The organism is Microbacterium azadirachtae (assembly GCF_000956505.1).
GTDB classification, from domain to species: domain Bacteria; phylum Actinomycetota; class Actinomycetes; order Actinomycetales; family Microbacteriaceae; genus Microbacterium; species Microbacterium azadirachtae_A.
This window is the reverse complement of record NZ_JYIX01000036.1, coordinates 85,575-102,846: the sequence shown is the minus strand read 5'-3', so window position 1 is coordinate 102,846 and position 17,272 is coordinate 85,575. Positions and strand designations below refer to the sequence as shown.

General features: G+C 71.4%; 17 protein-coding genes. 4 read left to right on the top strand and 13 right to left on the bottom strand.

Annotated features, from left to right (window positions below; all coding sequences use genetic code 11):
* Positions 1 to 64: 64 nt before the first annotated feature.
* The 3 genes from RS86_RS11810 to RS86_RS11800 form a co-directional block, all read right to left on the bottom strand.
* Positions 65 to 556 carry a peptide deformylase gene (locus RS86_RS11810; RefSeq protein ID WP_045272455.1) on the bottom strand — a complete coding sequence of 164 codons (492 nt, stop codon included), beginning with the start codon at positions 554 to 556 and terminating at the stop codon, positions 65 to 67.
* Positions 556 to 2,526: a MinD/ParA family ATP-binding protein gene (locus RS86_RS11805; RefSeq protein WP_052680233.1), complete on the bottom strand. Its 1,971-nt coding sequence runs from the start codon at positions 2,524 to 2,526 to the stop codon at positions 556 to 558. The genes RS86_RS11810 and RS86_RS11805 overlap by 1 nt, the downstream gene beginning before the upstream one ends.
* Positions 2,527 to 2,663: 137 nt before the next feature.
* On the bottom strand, positions 2,664 to 6,077 hold the full coding sequence (locus RS86_RS11800) for a pyruvate carboxylase (protein ID WP_045272454.1): 3,414 nt from the start codon (positions 6,075 to 6,077) through the stop codon (positions 2,664 to 2,666).
* Positions 6,078 to 6,160: 83 nt separating this feature from the next.
* Here RS86_RS11800 and RS86_RS11795 point away from each other — a divergent pair, with 83 nt between their 5' ends.
* The gene (locus tag RS86_RS11795; RefSeq protein WP_045272641.1) at positions 6,161 to 6,970 is read left to right on the top strand and encodes a ParA family protein; all 810 of its coding nucleotides are present in this window, start codon (positions 6,161 to 6,163) and stop codon (positions 6,968 to 6,970) included.
* Between the two features lie 84 nt (positions 6,971 to 7,054).
* Here the strand turns inward: RS86_RS11795 and RS86_RS11790 are convergent, their stop codons facing one another.
* The 3 genes from RS86_RS11790 to RS86_RS11780 form a co-directional block, all read right to left on the bottom strand.
* Complete coding sequence (locus tag RS86_RS11790) at positions 7,055 to 7,600, bottom strand: MerR family transcriptional regulator (RefSeq protein ID WP_045272640.1); 546 nt, start codon at positions 7,598 to 7,600, stop codon at positions 7,055 to 7,057.
* Positions 7,601 to 7,732: 132 nt separating this feature from the next.
* A complete protein-coding gene (locus tag RS86_RS11785; RefSeq protein ID WP_045272453.1) occupies positions 7,733 to 8,410 on the bottom strand; it encodes a MerR family transcriptional regulator in 678 nt (225 codons plus the stop codon).
* A complete protein-coding gene (locus tag RS86_RS11780) occupies positions 8,410 to 8,835 on the bottom strand; it encodes an FHA domain-containing protein (protein WP_082076761.1) in 426 nt (141 codons plus the stop codon). The genes RS86_RS11785 and RS86_RS11780 overlap by 1 nt, the downstream gene beginning before the upstream one ends.
* A gap of 164 nt (positions 8,836 to 8,999) precedes the next feature.
* Here RS86_RS11780 and lpdA point away from each other — a divergent pair, with 164 nt between their 5' ends.
* Positions 9,000 to 10,397, top strand: coding sequence for a dihydrolipoyl dehydrogenase (gene lpdA, locus RS86_RS11775; protein WP_045272451.1), 1,398 nt, complete (start codon positions 9,000 to 9,002; stop codon positions 10,395 to 10,397).
* A 73-nt stretch (positions 10,398 to 10,470) separates the two neighbouring features.
* Here lpdA and RS86_RS11770 read toward each other — a convergent pair whose 3' ends face one another.
* From RS86_RS11770 to RS86_RS11740, 7 genes are all read right to left on the bottom strand, one after another.
* Positions 10,471 to 11,619 carry an FAD-dependent oxidoreductase gene (locus RS86_RS11770; protein WP_052680232.1) on the bottom strand — a complete coding sequence of 383 codons (1,149 nt, stop codon included), beginning with the start codon at positions 11,617 to 11,619 and terminating at the stop codon, positions 10,471 to 10,473.
* Positions 11,606 to 12,328, bottom strand: coding sequence for a methyltransferase domain-containing protein (locus RS86_RS11765; protein WP_045272450.1), 723 nt, complete (start codon positions 12,326 to 12,328; stop codon positions 11,606 to 11,608). The genes RS86_RS11770 and RS86_RS11765 overlap by 14 nt, the downstream gene beginning before the upstream one ends.
* A complete protein-coding gene (locus tag RS86_RS11760) occupies positions 12,318 to 13,472 on the bottom strand; it encodes a type III polyketide synthase (RefSeq protein WP_235281761.1) in 1,155 nt (384 codons plus the stop codon). The genes RS86_RS11765 and RS86_RS11760 overlap by 11 nt, the downstream gene beginning before the upstream one ends.
* A gap of 57 nt (positions 13,473 to 13,529) precedes the next feature.
* Positions 13,530 to 14,147: a CYTH domain-containing protein gene (locus tag RS86_RS11755; RefSeq protein WP_045272448.1), complete on the bottom strand. Its 618-nt coding sequence runs from the start codon at positions 14,145 to 14,147 to the stop codon at positions 13,530 to 13,532.
* Positions 14,140 to 14,352, bottom strand: coding sequence for a hypothetical protein (locus RS86_RS11750; protein WP_045272447.1), 213 nt, complete (start codon positions 14,350 to 14,352; stop codon positions 14,140 to 14,142). The genes RS86_RS11755 and RS86_RS11750 overlap by 8 nt, the downstream gene beginning before the upstream one ends.
* A 95-nt stretch (positions 14,353 to 14,447) precedes the next feature.
* Positions 14,448 to 14,918 (bottom strand): prepilin peptidase, encoded by a 471-nt coding sequence (locus RS86_RS11745; RefSeq protein WP_045272446.1) that lies wholly within the window; start codon positions 14,916 to 14,918, stop codon positions 14,448 to 14,450.
* Between the two features lie 73 nt (positions 14,919 to 14,991).
* Positions 14,992 to 15,846, bottom strand: coding sequence for a Rieske 2Fe-2S domain-containing protein (locus RS86_RS11740; protein WP_052680231.1), 855 nt, complete (start codon positions 15,844 to 15,846; stop codon positions 14,992 to 14,994).
* A 109-nt stretch (positions 15,847 to 15,955) separates the two neighbouring features.
* Between RS86_RS11740 and RS86_RS11735 the strand changes: the two genes are divergently transcribed.
* Entirely contained in the window at positions 15,956 to 16,405 is a 450-nt protein-coding gene (locus RS86_RS11735; RefSeq protein ID WP_045272444.1) for a nuclear transport factor 2 family protein, read from the top strand.
* A gap of 90 nt (positions 16,406 to 16,495) precedes the next feature.
* Positions 16,496 to 17,272 (top strand): hypothetical protein, encoded by a 777-nt coding sequence (locus RS86_RS11730; RefSeq protein ID WP_152642151.1) that lies wholly within the window; start codon positions 16,496 to 16,498, stop codon positions 17,270 to 17,272.

Below are 17,272 nucleotides of genomic sequence, written 5' to 3'. Positions count from 1 at the left end.
GAGGAAGGGCCCCGGGATTCCCCGGGGCCCTTCCTCATGTCATCTGGGATTCGACTCGGTCCTATCAGAACCAGGCGCTCTCGCGCACTTCGCGCATGGCGGCCTTGCGGGTCTCCGGGGCGAGCCGGGAGAGATAGACCTTGCCGTCGAGGTGGTCGGTCTCGTGCTGCAGGGCCTGGGCCAGCAGCCCCTCCCCCTCCAGCACCACGGGCTCGCCGTCGAGGTCGATGCCCTCCACGCGCGCCCACGGGTGGCGCAGCGCGTCGTGCCAGAGGCCGGGCACCGACAGGCACCCTTCTCCGGTCGGCACGGGCTCGCCGCGCACCTCGACCAGCACGGGATTCAGCACATAGCCGATGTCGCCGTCGATGTTGTAGCTGAAGGCGCGCAGCGCCACGCCGATCTGCGGGGCGGCGACCCCGGCGCGACCGGGAAGCTCGACGCTGTCGACGAGGTCGGCGACGAGGGCGCGCACGCCGTCGTCGATCGTGACGATCTCCGCGCACACGGTGCGCAGCACGGGGTCTCCGAAGAGCCGGATCTCGCGGACCGCCATCAGGCCGCCTGCTCCCTCAGGCCCTCGACCACGATCGCGGCCAGCTCACGCGCCGCCTGACGGGTCTCGGGCTGCAGAGCGGCGAACGTGATGGCGCTGCCGGCCGCGATCCGGGCGTCGTACGGGATGCGCACGACGTGCGCCACGCGGGTGCGGAAGTGTGCCTCCAGCTCCCCCAGGCGCACCATGGGCGAGCCGGGTGTCGACTGGTTGAGCACCACGACGGCCTCGCGCACCTTGTCCGCGTAGCCGTTGGTCTCCAGCCACGTGAGCGTTTCGGACGCGAGCCGCGCCTCGTCGACGCTGAGGCCGGCGACGATCACGATCGTGTCCGCACGGTCCAGGGTCGCGCCCATCACCGAGTGCACGATGCCGGTGCCGGTATCGGTGAGCACGAGCGAGTAGTAGTGCGCCGCGACCGAGGCGACCTGGTCGTAGTCCTCGTCGTTGAACGCCTCCGAGACACGCGGATCCGCGTCCGAGGCCAGGACGTCGAGGCGGGTGGCATCGCGCGAGACGACGGCGGAGATGTCGTGGTAGCCGGTGACCTGGTCGTGGATCCGGACCAGATCGCGCACCGTCTTGCTGTTGGTGCGGGCGATGCGGTCGGCGAGCGTGCCACGGTCGGGGTTCGCGTCGACCGCGATGACCCTGTCCTCGCGCGAGTCGGCGAGCGCCATTCCGAGCAGCGCCGTCACCGTCGTCTTGCCGACGCCGCCCTTGCGGCTCAGCACGGGGACGAAGCGGGCCGATCCCGACAGCGGTGCGGCGATGCGTGCGCTCAGCGCCTTGCGCTGCTGCGCGCGCTTGCCGTCTCCGAGATTGATGCGGCGTCCGGAGACCGTGTAGAGCAGGTGGCTCCAGAGCCCTTCGGGCTCGGGGCCCACGAGCCTGCTCGCGTCCAGCAGCCGGTCGGCGGTGAGCAGGTCCGCGCTCTCCCGCTCCCGGTCGCCGAGCTGGTCCAGCCGGCGCGAGGTGAGCTCGGGGTCGGGCGTGCGCGCGTGGTCGGCGGTCATGGTCTCCTCCTCAGCCGCGGCGAAGGTCACGGTGGTCACCTCGAGCTCTCGCACGGGCGCAGGCGCCGCCACGTCGACGGCGCGGAGCACCATCGACTCGGCGACGGCAGCCGTCACCGGCTCTGCCCGGTCGGGCGCGTCGATCGCGACCCGGCCGGAGTCCTGCGCGACCTCGACGTCTTCACGCGCGGAGTCGGCGGCCGGATCCTCGGTCAGGTCCTCGGCGTCCTCTGACACGTCGCCGGCAGAGGCCGCATCGGCCTCATCCGCCGGAACTTCGTCCACAGGGTCCTCGTCCACGGGGTCCTCGTCGACAGGCACCTCGTCAGCAGGCGCCTCGTCCACGGGGTCCTCGTCAGCAGGCACCTCAGCAGCAGGCGCCTCGTCCACGGGGTCCTCGTCAGCAGGAACCTCGTCGGAAGGCAGCTCGCCCGCGGGGTCCTCGTCGACGAACGCCGCTTCCGCGGCGTGCTCCTCGTCAGCAGAGTCGTCGATCGCGTCCTCGGACTCGATGGGCTCGTCGGGAACCGCCGCCTCCTGCGCCGGCTCGATGGGAATCTCGTCGTCGCCCGCGGCTTCGGCCTCGACCTCGTGATCCGTGGTCGCGCCGTCCTCGACGAGCTCGGCGACCACGACGTCCTCGGCGGCGGCCGCCGGGATCTCGATCACGATGTCCGAGAAGCCCGCACCCAGATGGATCCGTCCGATGCCGTCGCCCTCGCGGACGAGTGCGGCAGGGTCGGCGTCGAGGACGAGGTCGGCGAAGGCCTCCCCGTCGGTGACGTCGTCGTCGACGAGATCGTCGTCGTCCGCGACGGGCAGGGCGACGGGCACCTGCGCGGTGGCGTCGCCGAGCAGCCCGATGCCGACGGTACCGATGGCCCCAGTGCTGTCGAGGATTCCGAGGGATTCCTCGGGATCCTCACTCTGTGTATTCCTGCGTTCTGTGCTCATGATGCTTCTCCCCCGTGATACGCCCTATCGGCGCGCATCACAACGCACAAGGTTAGTGCACATCGCCGCACGCCGACGCGGCGGGCCGAGGCGGAGGACGCCCTGCACGGGCCGTCCTCCGCTCCTCACCGCTGCGTTCAGTCGGTGTGCGACGGGCGGATCACGACCAGGAGATCGCCGGCGTCGACCTGCTGCGTGGCGCCGATCGCGACGCGCTCCACGACACCGTCGACCGGTGCGGTGATCGCCGCTTCCATCTTCATCGCCTCGATCGAGGCGATGGGCTCCCCGGCGCGCACGGCACCGCCGACCTCGGCCTTCATGGTCACCACGCCCGAGAACGGCGCCGCCACCTGACCGGGCTTCGAGGTGTCGGCCTTCTCCACCTCACGAATGTCGACTTTGAGGGAGCGATCCCGCACGAACACGGGACGGAGCTGGCCGTTCAGCGTGGTCATCACGGTGCGGATGCCCTTCTCGTCCGCTTCGCCGATCGCCTCGAGCCCGACGTAGAGCTGCACCCCCGGATCGATCTCCGCGACGTGCTCCTCACCCGGCACGAGGCCATAGAGGTAGTCCGGCGTGCCGAGGGCCGACAGGTCGCCGAAGGCGGCGCGGTTGCGCTCGAACTCGGCAGCCGGTCCGGGGAAGAGCAGGCGGTTCAGCGTCTGCCGGCGCTCGAGGCTCTCGCCGTCGAGTGCACGCTGTTCGTCCGCGGAGATCGGGACGATGTCGATCGACACCTGGCGCCCTGCCAGCACCTTCGTGCGGAACGGCTCCGGCCATCCGCCGGGCAGGTCGCCCAGCTCGCCGGCCATGAAGCCGACCACCGAATCGGGGATGTCGTAGTTCTGCGGGTTCTGCTCGAAGTCCGCAGGATCCGCGCCGGCGGCCACGAGCGCGAGCGCCAGATCGCCGACCACCTTCGAGGACGGCGTCACCTTGGGGATCCGGCCGAGGATCCGGTCCGCCGCGGCGTACATGTCCTCGATGCGCTCGAAATCGTCCGCGAGACCCAGCGCGATCGCCTGCTGACGCAGGTTCGACAGCTGTCCGCCCGGGATCTCGTGGTGGTACACGCGTCCGGTGGGCGCTGGCAGTCCGGACTCGAAGGGACGGTAGAGCTGACGAACGCCCTCCCAGTACGGCTCGAGGTCGCCGATCGCCTGCAGGTCGAGCCCGGTGTCGCGCTCGGTGTGGGCGAGAGCCGCCACGAGGGCGGACAGCGACGGCTGGCTCGTCGTGCCGGACATCGGTGCGGCGGCGGCATCGACTGCGTCGGCGCCGGCCGCGCTGGCCGCCAACAGGGTTGCGAGCTGCCCGCCCGCGGTGTCGTGCGTGTGCACCTGGACAGGAAGGTCGAACCGCTCGCGCAGCGCGGACACGAGGCGCGCGGCGGCCGCGGGCCGGAGGAGGCCCGCCATGTCCTTGATCGCGAGGATGTGCGCGCCGCTCTCCACGATCTGCTCGGCGAGCCGCAGGTAGTAGTCCAGCGTGTAGAGCTGCTCCGCGGGGTCGAGCAGGTCGCCGGTGTAGCAGAGCGCCACCTCGGCGACGGCGGTGCCGGTCTCCCGCACCGCGTCGATCGCGGGACGCATCTGCGACACGTCGTTGAGCGCGTCGAAGATGCGGAAGATGTCCACCCCGCTCGACGCCGCCTCGCGCACGAACGCGTTCGTGACCTCGACGGGCCGCGGCGTGTATCCGACCGTGTTGCGCCCCCGCAGCAGCATCTGCAGCGGGATGTTCGGAATCGCCGCCCGCAGCGCCTCCAGGCGCTCCCACGGGTCCTCGGCGAGGAAGCGCAGTGCGACGTCGTAGGTCGCGCCGCCCCATGCTTCGATCGAGAGCAGCTGCGGCGTCATGCGCGCCGCGTGCGGGCCCACGCGCACCAGGTCCCTGGTGCGCACGCGCGTGGCCAGCAGCGACTGGTGCGCATCGCGGTACGTCGTCTCGGTCACGGCCAGTGCGGTCTGCTCGCGGAGCGCGCGGGCGAACCCGTCGGGCCCGAGGCGGAGCAGGCGCTCGCGGGCTCCGGCGGGCGGCTCGACGCTGAGGTCGATCTTGGGGAGCTTGCTGCCAGGCGAGGGCGACAGCGGCTTGTCGCCGTACGGCTTGTTCACCGTGACGTCGCCGAGCCAGTTCAGCAGCCGCGTCGCCCGGTCCCTCGAGGGGTTGCTGGTGAGCAGCTCCGGCCGCTCCTCGATGAACAGCGTCGACACGTCGCCGGAGACGAAAGCGGGGTCGTCGAGCACGGCGCGCAGGAACGGGATGTTCGTGGCCACGCCGCGGATCCGGAATTCGGCGAGGGCGCGCTTCGCACGCGCCACGGCCGCCGGGAAATCCCGGCCGCGGCAGGTGAGCTTCGCCAGCATCGAGTCGAAGTGTGGGCTGATCTGCGAGCCGGCCGCCGTGGTGCCGCCATCGAGGCGGATGCCGGCGCCGCCGGGCGAGCGATAGGTCGTGATCCGGCCGGTGTCGGGGCGGAAGCCCTGAGCCGGATCCTCCGTCGTGATGCGGCACTGCAGTGCGGCGCCGCGCAGCTGGATGCTGTCCTGCTCCAGGCCGAGGTCGGCGAGCGTCTCGCCGGCCGCGATCCGGATCTGCGACTGCACGAGGTCGACGTCTGTGACCTCCTCCGTCACCGTGTGCTCGACCTGGATCCGCGGGTTCATCTCGATGAAGACGACCTCGCCGGCCCGCTCTCCTGCCGTCTCCAGGAGGAACTCGACCGTGCCGGCGTTCTGGTAGCCGATGGACTTCGCGAAGGCGATGGCATAGCCGTGCAGGGCCTTGCGGATCCCCTCGTCGAGGTTCGGCGCGGGAGCGATCTCGACCACCTTCTGGTGACGGCGCTGCACCGAGCAGTCGCGCTCGAACAGGTGCACGGTGTGACCGGTGCCGTCCGCGAGCACCTGGACCTCGATGTGCCGCGGCCGCTGCACGGCCTGCTCGAGGAAGACGCGGGCATCGCCGAACGCGCTCCCGGCCTCGCGCATGGCCTCGGCCAGTGCGGGTGCCAGCTCGCCGAGCGACGCCACCCGGCGCATGCCGCGACCGCCGCCTCCGGCGACGGCCTTGACGAAGATCGGGAATCCGATCCCCTCGGCCTGGGCGACCAGCTCGTCCACGTCATCCGAGGCGTCGGTCGAGCGCAGCACGGGCACGCCCGCGGCGACCGCGTGCTGCTTGGCCGTCACCTTGTTGCCGGCCATCTCCAGCACGTGCGCCGGCGGCCCGATGAAGGTGATCCCGTTCTCGGCCGCGCGCGCAGCCAGCTCCGGGTTCTCGGAGAGGAAGCCGTAGCCGGGGTAGATCGCATCCGCGCCGCACTCCCGTGCCACGCGGATGATCTCCTCCACGTCGAGGTAGGCCCGCACCGGGTGCCCCACCTCGCCGATCTGATACGACTCGTCGGCCTTCTGGCGGTGGATGGATCCGCGATCCTCCCAGGGGAAGACCGCGACGGTCCTCGCCCCTACCTCGAACGCGGCTCTGAAGGCCCGGATCGCGATCTCTCCACGATTGGCCACAAGGATCTTCTGGAACATGGCACCTCGAACACTGGTTGCGCAGCGACGCGCATCGGGGGGCTGAGTGTTTCCTCAGCCTAGAGGAAGGTAACGTGGTCTCCGTGCACGTACTCAGCGTCAGTTCCCTCAAGGGCGGTGTCGGCAAGACCACCGTGACCCTCGGCCTCGCCTCGGCGGCGTTCGCCCGCGGCGTCCGGACCCTGGTGGTCGACCTCGACCCGCAGTCCGACGTCTCCACCGGCATGGACATCCAGGTCGCAGGGCGTCTCAACGTCGCCGATGTCCTGGCGAACCCGAAGGAGAAAGTGGTCCGACAGGCGATCACGTCCTCGGGCTGGGCGAAGGTGCACCCGGGGACGATCGACGTGCTCATCGGCAGCCCGTCCGCGATCAACTTCGACGGCCCGCACCCGAGCGTGCGCGACGTGTGGAAGCTCGAGGAGGCGCTGGCCGCCGTCGAGGCCGACTACGACCTCGTCCTGATCGACTGCGCCCCGTCGCTGAATGCGCTCACGCGCACCGCGTGGGCCGCGAGCGACCGCGTCATGGTCGTGACCGAGCCCGGTCTGTTCTCCGTCGCCGCCGCTGACCGCGCCCTGCGTGCGATCGAGGAGATCCGCCGCGGCCTCTCCCCCCGGCTGCAGCCGCTCGGCATCGTGGTCAACCGCGTGCGCCCGCAGTCCATCGAGCACCAGTTCCGCATCAAGGAGCTGCGCGACATGTTCGGTCCGCTCGTGCTCTCGCCGCAGCTGCCGGAGCGCACTTCGCTGCAGCAGGCCCAGGGCGCTGCGAAGCCGCTGCACATCTGGCCCGGCGACTCCGCGCAGGAGCTCGCCGCCGACTTCGACACGCTGCTGGACCGGGTGATCCGCACCGGGCGCATCGCGCTGCCCGACGACACCCGCGTCTGAGCAGACTCAGCGACTCGGAAGAGTCCTGATACGACGAGAGCCGGTCCCCGAGGGGCCGGCTCTTTCCGTTGCGGCGCTGCGCGGTCAGGCGGTGCGACGCGAGCGACGTGCGGCGAGATCGTCCATCGGCTCCGGCGCGAGGGCGTCGAACTCGACGAGAGTGGCCTCGACCTCGTGGAACACCTTGCCCACCGCGATGCCGAAGACGCCCTGGCCGCGGCTGAGCAGGTCGATCACCTCGTCATTCGAGGTGCACAGGTAGACCGACGCGCCGTCGCTCATGAGCGTGGTGCCCGCGAGGTCGCGGATGCCTGCAGCCCGGAGCTGGTCGACGGCGGTGCGGATCTGCTGCAGCGAGATGCCCGTGTTCAGCAGCTCCTTGACGAGCTTGAGCACGAGGATGTCGCGGAAGCCGTAGAGACGCTGGGATCCGGATCCGCTCGCCCCGCGGACCGTCGGGACGACCAGCTCGGTCCGCGCCCAGTAGTCCAGCTGGCGGTAGGTGATGCCGGCCGCACGGGCCGCCACGGCCCCGCGGTAGCCGACCTCGTCGTCCATCGCGGGAAGCCCGTCGGTGAAGAGGAGATCGTCTCCGAACGACGGTGCATCGCCCCGTTCCTCGGCGCTCATCGCATCCTCCCCATCCTGAAGGAACAGCATCCTTCAACCACTACCTGAAAGTCGATGACTCCACGCTAGAACAGCGCGGCATCCCCGACAACGACATCCGCCCCGAGTCGGGGGTGTGTCGCAATCAGTTCGTTACGACAGCAGTCGGCCGATGCCGTCCTTGACGAGGAGCGAACGCACCTCGTCGAGGCGGGACGCCAGTTCTGGAGCCATCTCGCTGGCCCGTGCCCGCGACGGGGTGTCGGTGCGGCGCAGCAGCGCGGACAGCGCCGACTGCACCAGGGCGATGTCGCGCTCGGCGCTCTGACGCAGCGGCCGCAGGTGACGCGGCCCGATGCCGTGGCCGTCCAGGGCCGCCAGCGCGCGCAGCAGCGACACCGCCGACTCGGGGTAGGTCTCGGCCGCCGGCAGCATGCCGCTCGACACCGCATCGCCGAGCAGTGCGTGCGACGCACCCGCGGCGTGGACGAGCTCGTCGCGGCGATACCGGCGCGGCCCCTTCACGATCGACGCGGGCAGCTCCGGTGCACCGCCGGATTCCTCGAGCGCGTCGAGGTGCTCGCGGATGACCTTGAGCGGCAGGTACTGGTCGCGCTGCAGCGTCAACGCGATGCGGATCCGCTCCAGATCGGCTGCGGAGAACTTGCGGTACCCGGAGGCGGTGCGCACCGGGTTCACGATGCCCTTCTCCTCCAGGAAGCGGAGCTTGGAGGCTCTCACATCGGGGAACTCCGGCGTGAGGCGCGCGAGCACCTGGCCGATGCTCAGCAGCCCGGAAGGGGCGGAACGCTCGGCGGCGGATGCCGCCATCAGTCGTTCGCCTGCGCGAGATCCATGGGCGACGCGAAGAAGTTCAGCCGGAACTTGCCGACGCGCACCTCATAGCCGTTGCGCAGCACGCTGCGGTCGACCCGCTCGCCGTTGACGTAGGTTCCGTTCAGCGAGCGCTGATCGACGACCTCGAAGGCCGTGCCGGTGCGGATGACCTCGGCGTGGCGACGGGAGACCGTCACATCGTCGAAGAAGATATCCGCCTCGGGATGGCGTCCGACCGTGGTCACCGCCGTGTCGAGCAGGTACCGGGCGCCGGCGAGCGCGCCGGAGCGGACCAGCAGCAGCGCAGAACCGGAGGGCAGCGCGGCGATCGCCGCCTGCTCGACCTCCGTCAGCTCCGCGCCGAACGGGACGAACGACAGGTCGGAGTCGTGGCCGAACGTCTGCGTGGTGTCGTGCATGGGCTCGCCTCCGCGGCGGACGGCGCCTTCGGGAACGTCGTTCTCAGTCACTGTTCTCCCCCTCCTCTGGCGTTCCAGCCTATCGGAAGCACGCGGCGCCCGGGAGCCGGATCCGCGCGGCATCGCCCGCCCGGGGTCGTCTGCGCGGGCGATAGGCTGGGAGCATGCCACACTACGACGTCGTCATCCTCGGCGCTGGCCCCGGCGGTTACGTCGCCGCCGTCCGCAGCGCCCAGCTCGGTCTTTCCACCGCGATCATCGAGGAGAAGTACTGGGGCGGTGTGTGCCTCAACGTGGGCTGCATCCCCTCCAAGTCGCTCCTGAAGAACGCGGAGATCGCGCACACGTTCACCCACAAGGCCGAGTTCTTCGGCATCTCGGGCGACGTGCACTTCGACTTCGGCGCCGCGTTCGACCGCAGCCGCAAGGTGGCCGACACCCACGTCAAGGGCATCCACTTCCTGATGAAGAAGAACAAGGTCGTCGAGTACGACGGCCGCGGCACCTTCACATCCCCGAAGGCCATCTCCGTGGCGAAGTCCGACGGCACGACCGAAGAGGTCACGTTCGACAACGCCATCATCGCCACCGGATCCACCGTCCGCCTGCTGCCGGGCGTGCAGCTGAGCGACAACGTCGTCACCTTCGAGGAGCAGATCCTCAGCCGTGACCTTCCCGAATCGATCGTCATCGTCGGAGCCGGCGCGATCGGCATGGAGTTCGGCTACGTGCTGACGAACTACGGCGTCAAAGTCACCATCATCGAGTTCCTCGACCGGGCGCTGCCCAACGAGGACGTCGAGGTCTCCAAGGAGATCCAGAAGCAGTACAAGAAGCTCGGCGTCGAGATCCTCACCTCGACCGCGGTCAAGACCGTCACCGACAACGGCTCCTCCGTGCACGTCACGTACGAGACGCGCGACGGTCAGCCCGGCGAGATCACGGCCGGCAAGGTCCTCATGTCCGTCGGCTTCGCCCCGAACGTGAACGGCTACGGCCTGGAGAACACCGGCGTCGCGCTCACCGACCGCGGCGCGATCGACATCGACGACCACATGCGCACCAACGTCGAGGGCATCTACGCGATCGGCGACGTCACCGCCAAGCTGCAGCTCGCGCACGTCGCCGAGGCTCAGGCCGTCGTCGCCGCCGAGACCATCGGCAAGGCCGAGACCATGACGCTGGGCGACTACCGGATGATGCCGCGCGCCACGTTCTGCCAGCCGCAGGTCGCCAGCTTCGGCCTCACCGAGGAGCAGGCCAGGGCCGAGGGCCGCGAGATCAAGGTCGCGAAGTTCCCGTTCAGCGCGAACGGCAAGGCCAACGGCCTGGGCGAGCCGGTGGGCTTCGTCAAGCTCATCGCCGACGCCGAGCACCTCGAGCTCATCGGCGGCCACCTGATCGGCCCCGACGTGTCCGAGCTCCTCCCCGAGCTGACCCTCGCGCAGAAGTGGGACCTGACCGCTCTCGAGGCCGCCCGCAACGTGCACACGCACCCGACCCTGTCGGAGGCGCTGCAGGAGGCGTTCCACGGACTCGCGGGACACATGATCAACCTCTGATCGGATCCGATCGGACCGAGGGCCGGTCACGCCAGGTGCGTGGCCGGCCCTCTGTCGTCCGCCCCGTATGCAGTCAGAAGCCCCGCATCGTCACCAGTCCGGAGGCCCAGGAACGGAGCGGCCCCGAGCCCAGGACCCGGATGAGCGTCTCGCGTGTGGCGAGCGGAACGCCCTGCGCCGGAGCGCCCATGGTCATGTAGAACGCGCTCCGCCTCTGCGCGGCGCGAGCGGCGCGCAGAGCCCCGTGCGCGTAGCCGCCGAGATCCCGGTCACCCTCGACCAGGGCCGTGCGCAGCGCCGCGGCCAGCCGGCCGGCGTTCACCCAGCCCAGGTTCATGCCCTGCCCGCCGATCGGGCTGATCTCGTGCGCGGCGTCGCCGAGCAGCGCCACCCGGCCTCGGGCGACGGTCCGGCTCAGATGCTGGGCCGCGACGAAGCCCGTCGGCCGGACCTCGTCGCCGATCGCCGGTTCCCGCCCGATCCGCTCCGCGATCGCGATACGGAACTCCGCCCCGGAGTGCAGGCCGCCGCCCCGCAGCACCCAGCGCCGCATGCCGCCGGGCAGCGGGAACGCCTCGACGATCCCCCCGGGTTCGCAGTGCAGCTGGGCGCGCACCCCGGCCGCGGGGTCGGGGACATCGGCCATCGTGTACGCGGCGCGGCCGGGGCGACGGCGCCATTCGAAGCCGAGCTCCCGGCGCAGAGTGCTGTGCACGCCGTCCGCGAGCACCACGAAGGCGGCGGTGACCTCCTGCCGACCGGCGGGCCGGTCCACGGCGAGCCGCACGAACTCCCCCTCGTCCCTGACCGCGCGCACGCTGCAGCCAGGATGCAGAGCGCCCGCGGACAGCGTCTGCAGCCGCTCCCGCAGCAGAGCGTGCGTCCGCTGCTGCGGGAGCACGCGCACGGGCCGGTGCGCGGAGAAGTCGAGCGACGCGAGGACGCGGCCTCGGCTGAGCACGTCGCCGCCCTCGAGCGCGAGCGATGCCGCCCGCGCCGCTGCTCCCACCCCTGCGCGATCGAGCATCTCCAGGCCCGGCGCGTGTATTCCGATCGCGCGGCTGCGCGGATCCTCGTCCCTGCGGCGTTCGCAGACCACGACGTCGATGCCGTCCTGGGCGAGCAGGCAGGCCAGCAGCATCCCGACCGGGCCAGCGCCGACGATCACGACGTCGTGGTCGAGCACCGTGGTGCTGACCAGCAGCTGCTCAGGATCGCTCATCGCCCGGCTCCCGGCGCAGCTCGAGGCGGGAGGGCAGCCCGCGCCGCACGGTCCACCCCGCCGGCGCGACGGCGGCGAGCTCCGCGGCCGTGTACGACCGGCGGATACTGGTCAGCCCGTCGGCGCGGATGAAGGATCCTGCCAGCAGGTTTCCGGCGAACGGCCACGTCCCCATCGCGAACAGGGCGTAGGCGGTGCGGCTGCGCGCGATGTCGCGATGCACCACGAGTCCCGACGGTCCCGCGAGGCGCGCGGTATCGGCGAGCATGTCCTGCAGCTCGGCCGCACCGAGGTGGTGCAGCATGTGGTTGGACAGCACGATGTCGTAGACCTCGCCCGCCCGGACCAGATCGGCGACGAGCGCGCACCGATAGATCACCCCCGCCCGGCCGTCGTGCGCGGCGGCCCAGGCCGTGGCGCGTTCGTCCGCGTCGAGCGCGATGATCTCGGCCGGGAGTCCGTCGCGGCCGAGCCGCGCGGCGAGCGCGCGGCAGAGGTCTCCCCCGCCGGCCCCCACGTCCAGGATCCGCACCAGGCCCGCCCTCGCCCGGGGCCTGATGTCGCCCCGGTACAGTGCGCCGGGGCGGGAGACCACGGCGTTCACCGCGCCGAAGCGCCGGTAGGTGCGCTCCAGCGTCTGCGGATCGGCGGCGGGGTCGTCCATCAACTCGCGCACGTCGACGGCGCGGGCGGACAGGTCAGCGCCCATCGCCCTCCGCGCCGACGACCGTCATCAGCGCGCTCTCCGCGGTCAGGCCGGGCCCGAACGCCATCGCGGACACGCGTTCGCCGTCGCGCGCGCCCTCCTCCTCCAGGATGCGCCGCAGCACGAACAGGATCGTCGCACTGGACATGTTCCCGTGCCGCCGCAGCGTCTCGCGGGCGGGGTGCAGCTGCGCATCGCTGAGCGCGAGCCGGTCCTGCACCCGGTCGAGGATGCTGCGACCACCGGGATGGATCGCCCAGTGCCGCACCTCCTCGCCGATCCTGCCGTCCTCGAAGGGCGCGCCGAGCTCCCCGACATAGAGCGGGCGGAGCGCATCGACGATGGTCTCGCCGATGATCTGGGGCACCGCGGTGGAGAGGGTCATCTCGAAGCCGTGGTCGCCGATCGTCCACGCCATGTCATTCCGACCCTGCGGGGCGATCGCGGTGTGGAAGCGGTCGAGGCGCAGCCCCGGGGCGGCGGACGGGCGTGCCGTGACGATGCCTGCCGCCGCACCGTCGGCGAACAGCGAGGAGGCGACGATCACGTCCGGATCCTCCGAGGAGCGCAGATGCAGCGTGCAGAGCTCGACGCTGACCACCAGCACCACGGCATTCGGATCCGCGACGCAGAACTGACTGGCCGCACGCAATGCCGGCATCGAGGCGTAGCAGCCCATGAAACCGAGGTGGTAGCGCTGCACGGAATCGGAGAGGCCCAGCGCGCGCACGATCTCGTACTCCGGCCCCGGGGCATGGAAGCCCGTGCAGGAGACCGTGACGACGTGCGTGACATCGGCGGGCCCGACCTCAGGGTCAGCCTCGAGCGCGGCGCGCGCCGCGGCGATGAACAGCCGGCCGGCCTCGCGGACGTAGACGTCGTTGCGGACGCCGGTGGCCGGGGACAGCAGCTCCCCCGTCGCGCGGTCGAAGAACACCGGCTCCGCGTCGGTCGCCGTCCACGTGAGCTCGTCGAGCACGGTGCGGCGGGTGTCGATGCCGGATCCGTCGAACGAGGCGGTGACGATCCGCCGCGCCAGCCGGGAGAGCCCCGGCTGCGCGGCGAACACGTCGCGCACCTCGTCCTGATGCAGGATCGTGTCCGGCACCACCGTCTGCAGGGACCTCAGCATCACCGGGCTGCTCATGGTGCCACTCAAGCATGCCGCCCGCGTGGCAGGAAGGGGCTTGCGGATCCGGACCGCTCAGAATCCGAGTGCGCGCCCGAGCTTCGATCCCGAGAGCGACTCCCGGCCGCCGGCCGCGACGACCGCCTGCTCGACCGCCCGGAAGAAGGCGTCGCGCCCCGCATCGTCCGCCGGGGCCGCCGGCCCCAGCTCCATCTCCCACTCGCGCCATTCCCGCTGACCGCCGCGGCGCAGATCCGTGCCGCGGACGTGATCGTCCACGAACTCGGCCACCACCCCGCCCGGCCCGGTGAGCAGGTAGGCGGTGCGGGCGTTCTCGATGCGGGCGAGCGGGAAGACCGGACGCGTCGTCCACTGCGCGACGATCTCGGCGACCGCAGACGGCAGCTCGTCATCGCCCTCGCCGAGCGGCCAGCCCAGCTCGAGGCGCCCGTTGCGGTTGCGCGGGCCCTTCACGTGCCACCCCTCGTCCGGACCGCCGGTGCGGCGCCGCAGCGCCACGCCCGCCCGCGCGAGATCGCCCTCGGCGGTGTCGAAGTACCGGGCGTCCAGAGCGCGGGGCTCGCCCTCCGTCACCGCATCGACGCCGGGGATCGCGTCCCAGGCGGGCAGCGGAGTGTTGCCGTCGACGTCGTACTTGCGCTCGACCTCGAGCGTGCGCGACGGTTCAGTCATCGGACGGGACGATGTCCTCGAGGGACTCCTCGTACCAGTACTCCACCTCGGTGGGTCCGTCGTGCGGGCCGGTGTTCTTCGGCTCGCCCCGGCGGTTGTAGACCACCTGGGTCTCGCTGTAAGGGAGGATCAGCTTGTCGTCCTCCGCGGCGAGGGGGAGGATCTGCCCGTCCAGCGGGCCGCCGTGAAGCCGTGCGAGTGCCATGTGCTCACCCTAATCCCCCGCCCGCGCGCAGGACGCGATCCCGATACGGCGTTCCTCGCACGGTCCCCTCCGTGACGGTTCGTCGCGCGGGCTCGTCACGCGGCCGCGACGCCGAGCGCACTGCCGACGATCATCCACGGGCCGAACGCGAGGTGCGTCGAGCCGGTCGCACGGCGCAGCGCAATGAGCCAGAGCGCGTGCGCGGCGCCCAGCACGAACGCGGACGCCGCGCCCACCAGGAGCGCCTGCCAGCCGTGCCAGCCCAGCACCAGCCCGATGAGCGCGCCGAGCTTCACATCGCCGCCGCCCATGCCCTCGCGGCTCAGCGCCCGGAGCAGCGCATAGAAGCCGCCGAGGATCAGCATCCCCCACAGCGCTCCGAGCAGTCTCGCACCTCCGCCCGCGAACACGGCGTCGGCAAGCGCGAGCAGGAGCGCTCCCCCGAGCGTCGGCAGCACGATCCGGTCCGGGAGCCGGTGCGTGGCGATGTCCACGGCGATCAGCCGGATCCCGATCCCGAGCAGGACGAGGTGCGCCAGCACGACGACCACCGCAGCAGGATCCATGCCCCGACGCTAGGAGATCGGCGCGACCGTCGTGAGCGGGGTGTGGATAACCGGACTCGGCCGTCGGGCGCGGTCAGGCCGAACGGAGCAGGATCCGCCCGTCCTCGACCTTCGCCTCCCAGCGCGGCTGCGGCACGCTCGCCGGCCCTCGCTGCACCGAGCCGTCCTCGATGCGGAACCTGCTGCCGTGCCACGGACAGGTGACGCAGCCGTCCGCGCCGAGCTTCCCCTCGTCGAGCGGGCCGCCCTGGTGGCTGCAGACGGCGGAGATCGCATGCAGGGCGCTGCCTGCCCGGATGAGCAGCACGGGGACCTCGCCGACCATGACCCGCGACCGGGCGCCTTCGACGAGATCGGCGTCCGCCCCCACGTCCGTCCAGCGTCGCACCGTGCCCTGGAACGCCGTGTGGTTCACGCCGGTGCCGCGCACGAACGAGAGGTGCCCGCCGAGGTACGACGAGCCGAGGGTGAGGCTCAACCCCAGCAGGCTGAGCGCGGCGCCGGCGCCGTGGTGCCCGCGGCGCCGCACCAGCCAGGAGGTGATCTGCAGGACGGAGGCCGTCGCGTTCGCGGCGGCGTGGATCAGGCCGACCCGTTTCGCGGGGCCGTACAGGGACGACCAGTCGGAGGCGCCCGCGGCCGCCGTCGGCGCGGAGGCGAGGATGCCGAGGCCGACGAGACGCCGCGACGCCGCCGGATCCGCCCCGGTCAGATCGAGCACCGTGGCCGCGCCCCACGCCCCGATCGGCAGGTCCGTGAGCATCGGATGGACCTGATGCCCCAGCCAGGATCCGGAGAGCGCGTTCTTCACGGGCGTGGAGCGCGTGGCCGTTTCGACCCAGCCGCTCAGCTTCTCCGCCGCGGGATCGAGCCCCTTGGTCTTCCCGATCGTCCGGATCAGGGACTGCATCGCCACTGTCACTCGCATGGGATCTCCTCCGCACCGCGCCGTGGGAACCTCCTGTCTACTCCCGCGGTCGGCGAGGGTCAACGGCGTGACGGGCGGGACCCGTCGCGCGGACTGATAGCCTCGCGCGATGGATCCGACCTCTCGCCCCCTGCCCCACGAGGACGTGCACCGCCTGCTGACGGGGATGTACGACGACTATCTGCGCGGCGCTCCCTCGGCGATCGATGCCCGCCTCGCGGAGGACGTGACGATCTTCGACTCCGCCTCCGACGCCCTGGTGACGGGGCTCGAGGAGCTCGCCGCGCTCCGCGGTCGCCGCACCGAGATCGCGGCGGAGCCGAGCGCGCCGGCCTGGACGGAGACCTCGCTGACCGTCGAGGATCTCCGCGTGCGCGAGGTCGGCGGTGTCCTCGTCGCGACCTGGTGGCTGCGGGTGGACGGGACGGACGCCCACGGCGTCGCGGTCTCTCCCGAGCTGTCGCGCAACACCGCCGTGCTGCAGCACCGGACGGACGGCACGCTGCGCATCCTGCACCTCCATGAGGACGTGCGCCAGGAGGCCGGCCCCGTCATCTGAGCCCCCTCTCCTCCATGTCGGATGTACGAGTTATCGTCTTCTTTGCAGTTGCAGTATTAGAAGAGATATTCGAGAATGGAGGTCATGGGGATGACGCTCGCTTCCATGATCGTCCCCGACGCCGACACCCGCGCCGAGGACGTGCTGCGTCTGCGCCGCGAGATCACGCGCATGCAGCGCCGCCGGAGCGACCTGCCGCTGATCCCGGTGCCCCCGCCCCTCGAGCCGATCCTCCCCGAAGGGGGCCTGCAGGTCGGCACGACGTACGACCTCTCCCCCTCCCCCGGCCTCATCGGGGCGCTGCTCGCCGGCGCCTCGCGCACCGGCGCGTGGTGCGCCGCCGTCGGCATGCCCACCCTGGGCGTCGAGGCGCTGGCCGGGCACGGTGTGGATCTGGACCGCCTCCTCCTCGTCCCCGCTCCAGGGCCGCGCTGGCTCTCCGTCGTCTCCGCGCTGAGCGAGGTGATCCCGCTCATCGCGATCCGTCCCTCGTCCTCCGTGCGGGATGCGGAGCTGAGCCGGCTGAGCGCCCGGCTCCGCGATCGCGGCTGCACACTGCTGGTCGTCGCCGGGGCATCGGGCGCCTCCGCCGCCTGGCCGCAGAGCGAGGGATCCCTCCGGGTGCACGATCCGCACTGGCGAGGACTGGGATCCGGCTGGGGCGCGCTGGAGGAGTGCGAGGTGACGGTCACCGCACGCACCCGGCGCTCCCCCGCGCCGCAGAGCGTGCGGGTGCGGCTGCCGGGCGCCCACGGCATGGTCGAGGCCGTCGCCCCGGCGGCGCCCCGCCTCGTCCCGCTCCCGTCCCTGCACGCCGCCCCGCGTCCGCTCGCCGACGCGCCGGCGCTCCTGGCGGTGGCGGGATGA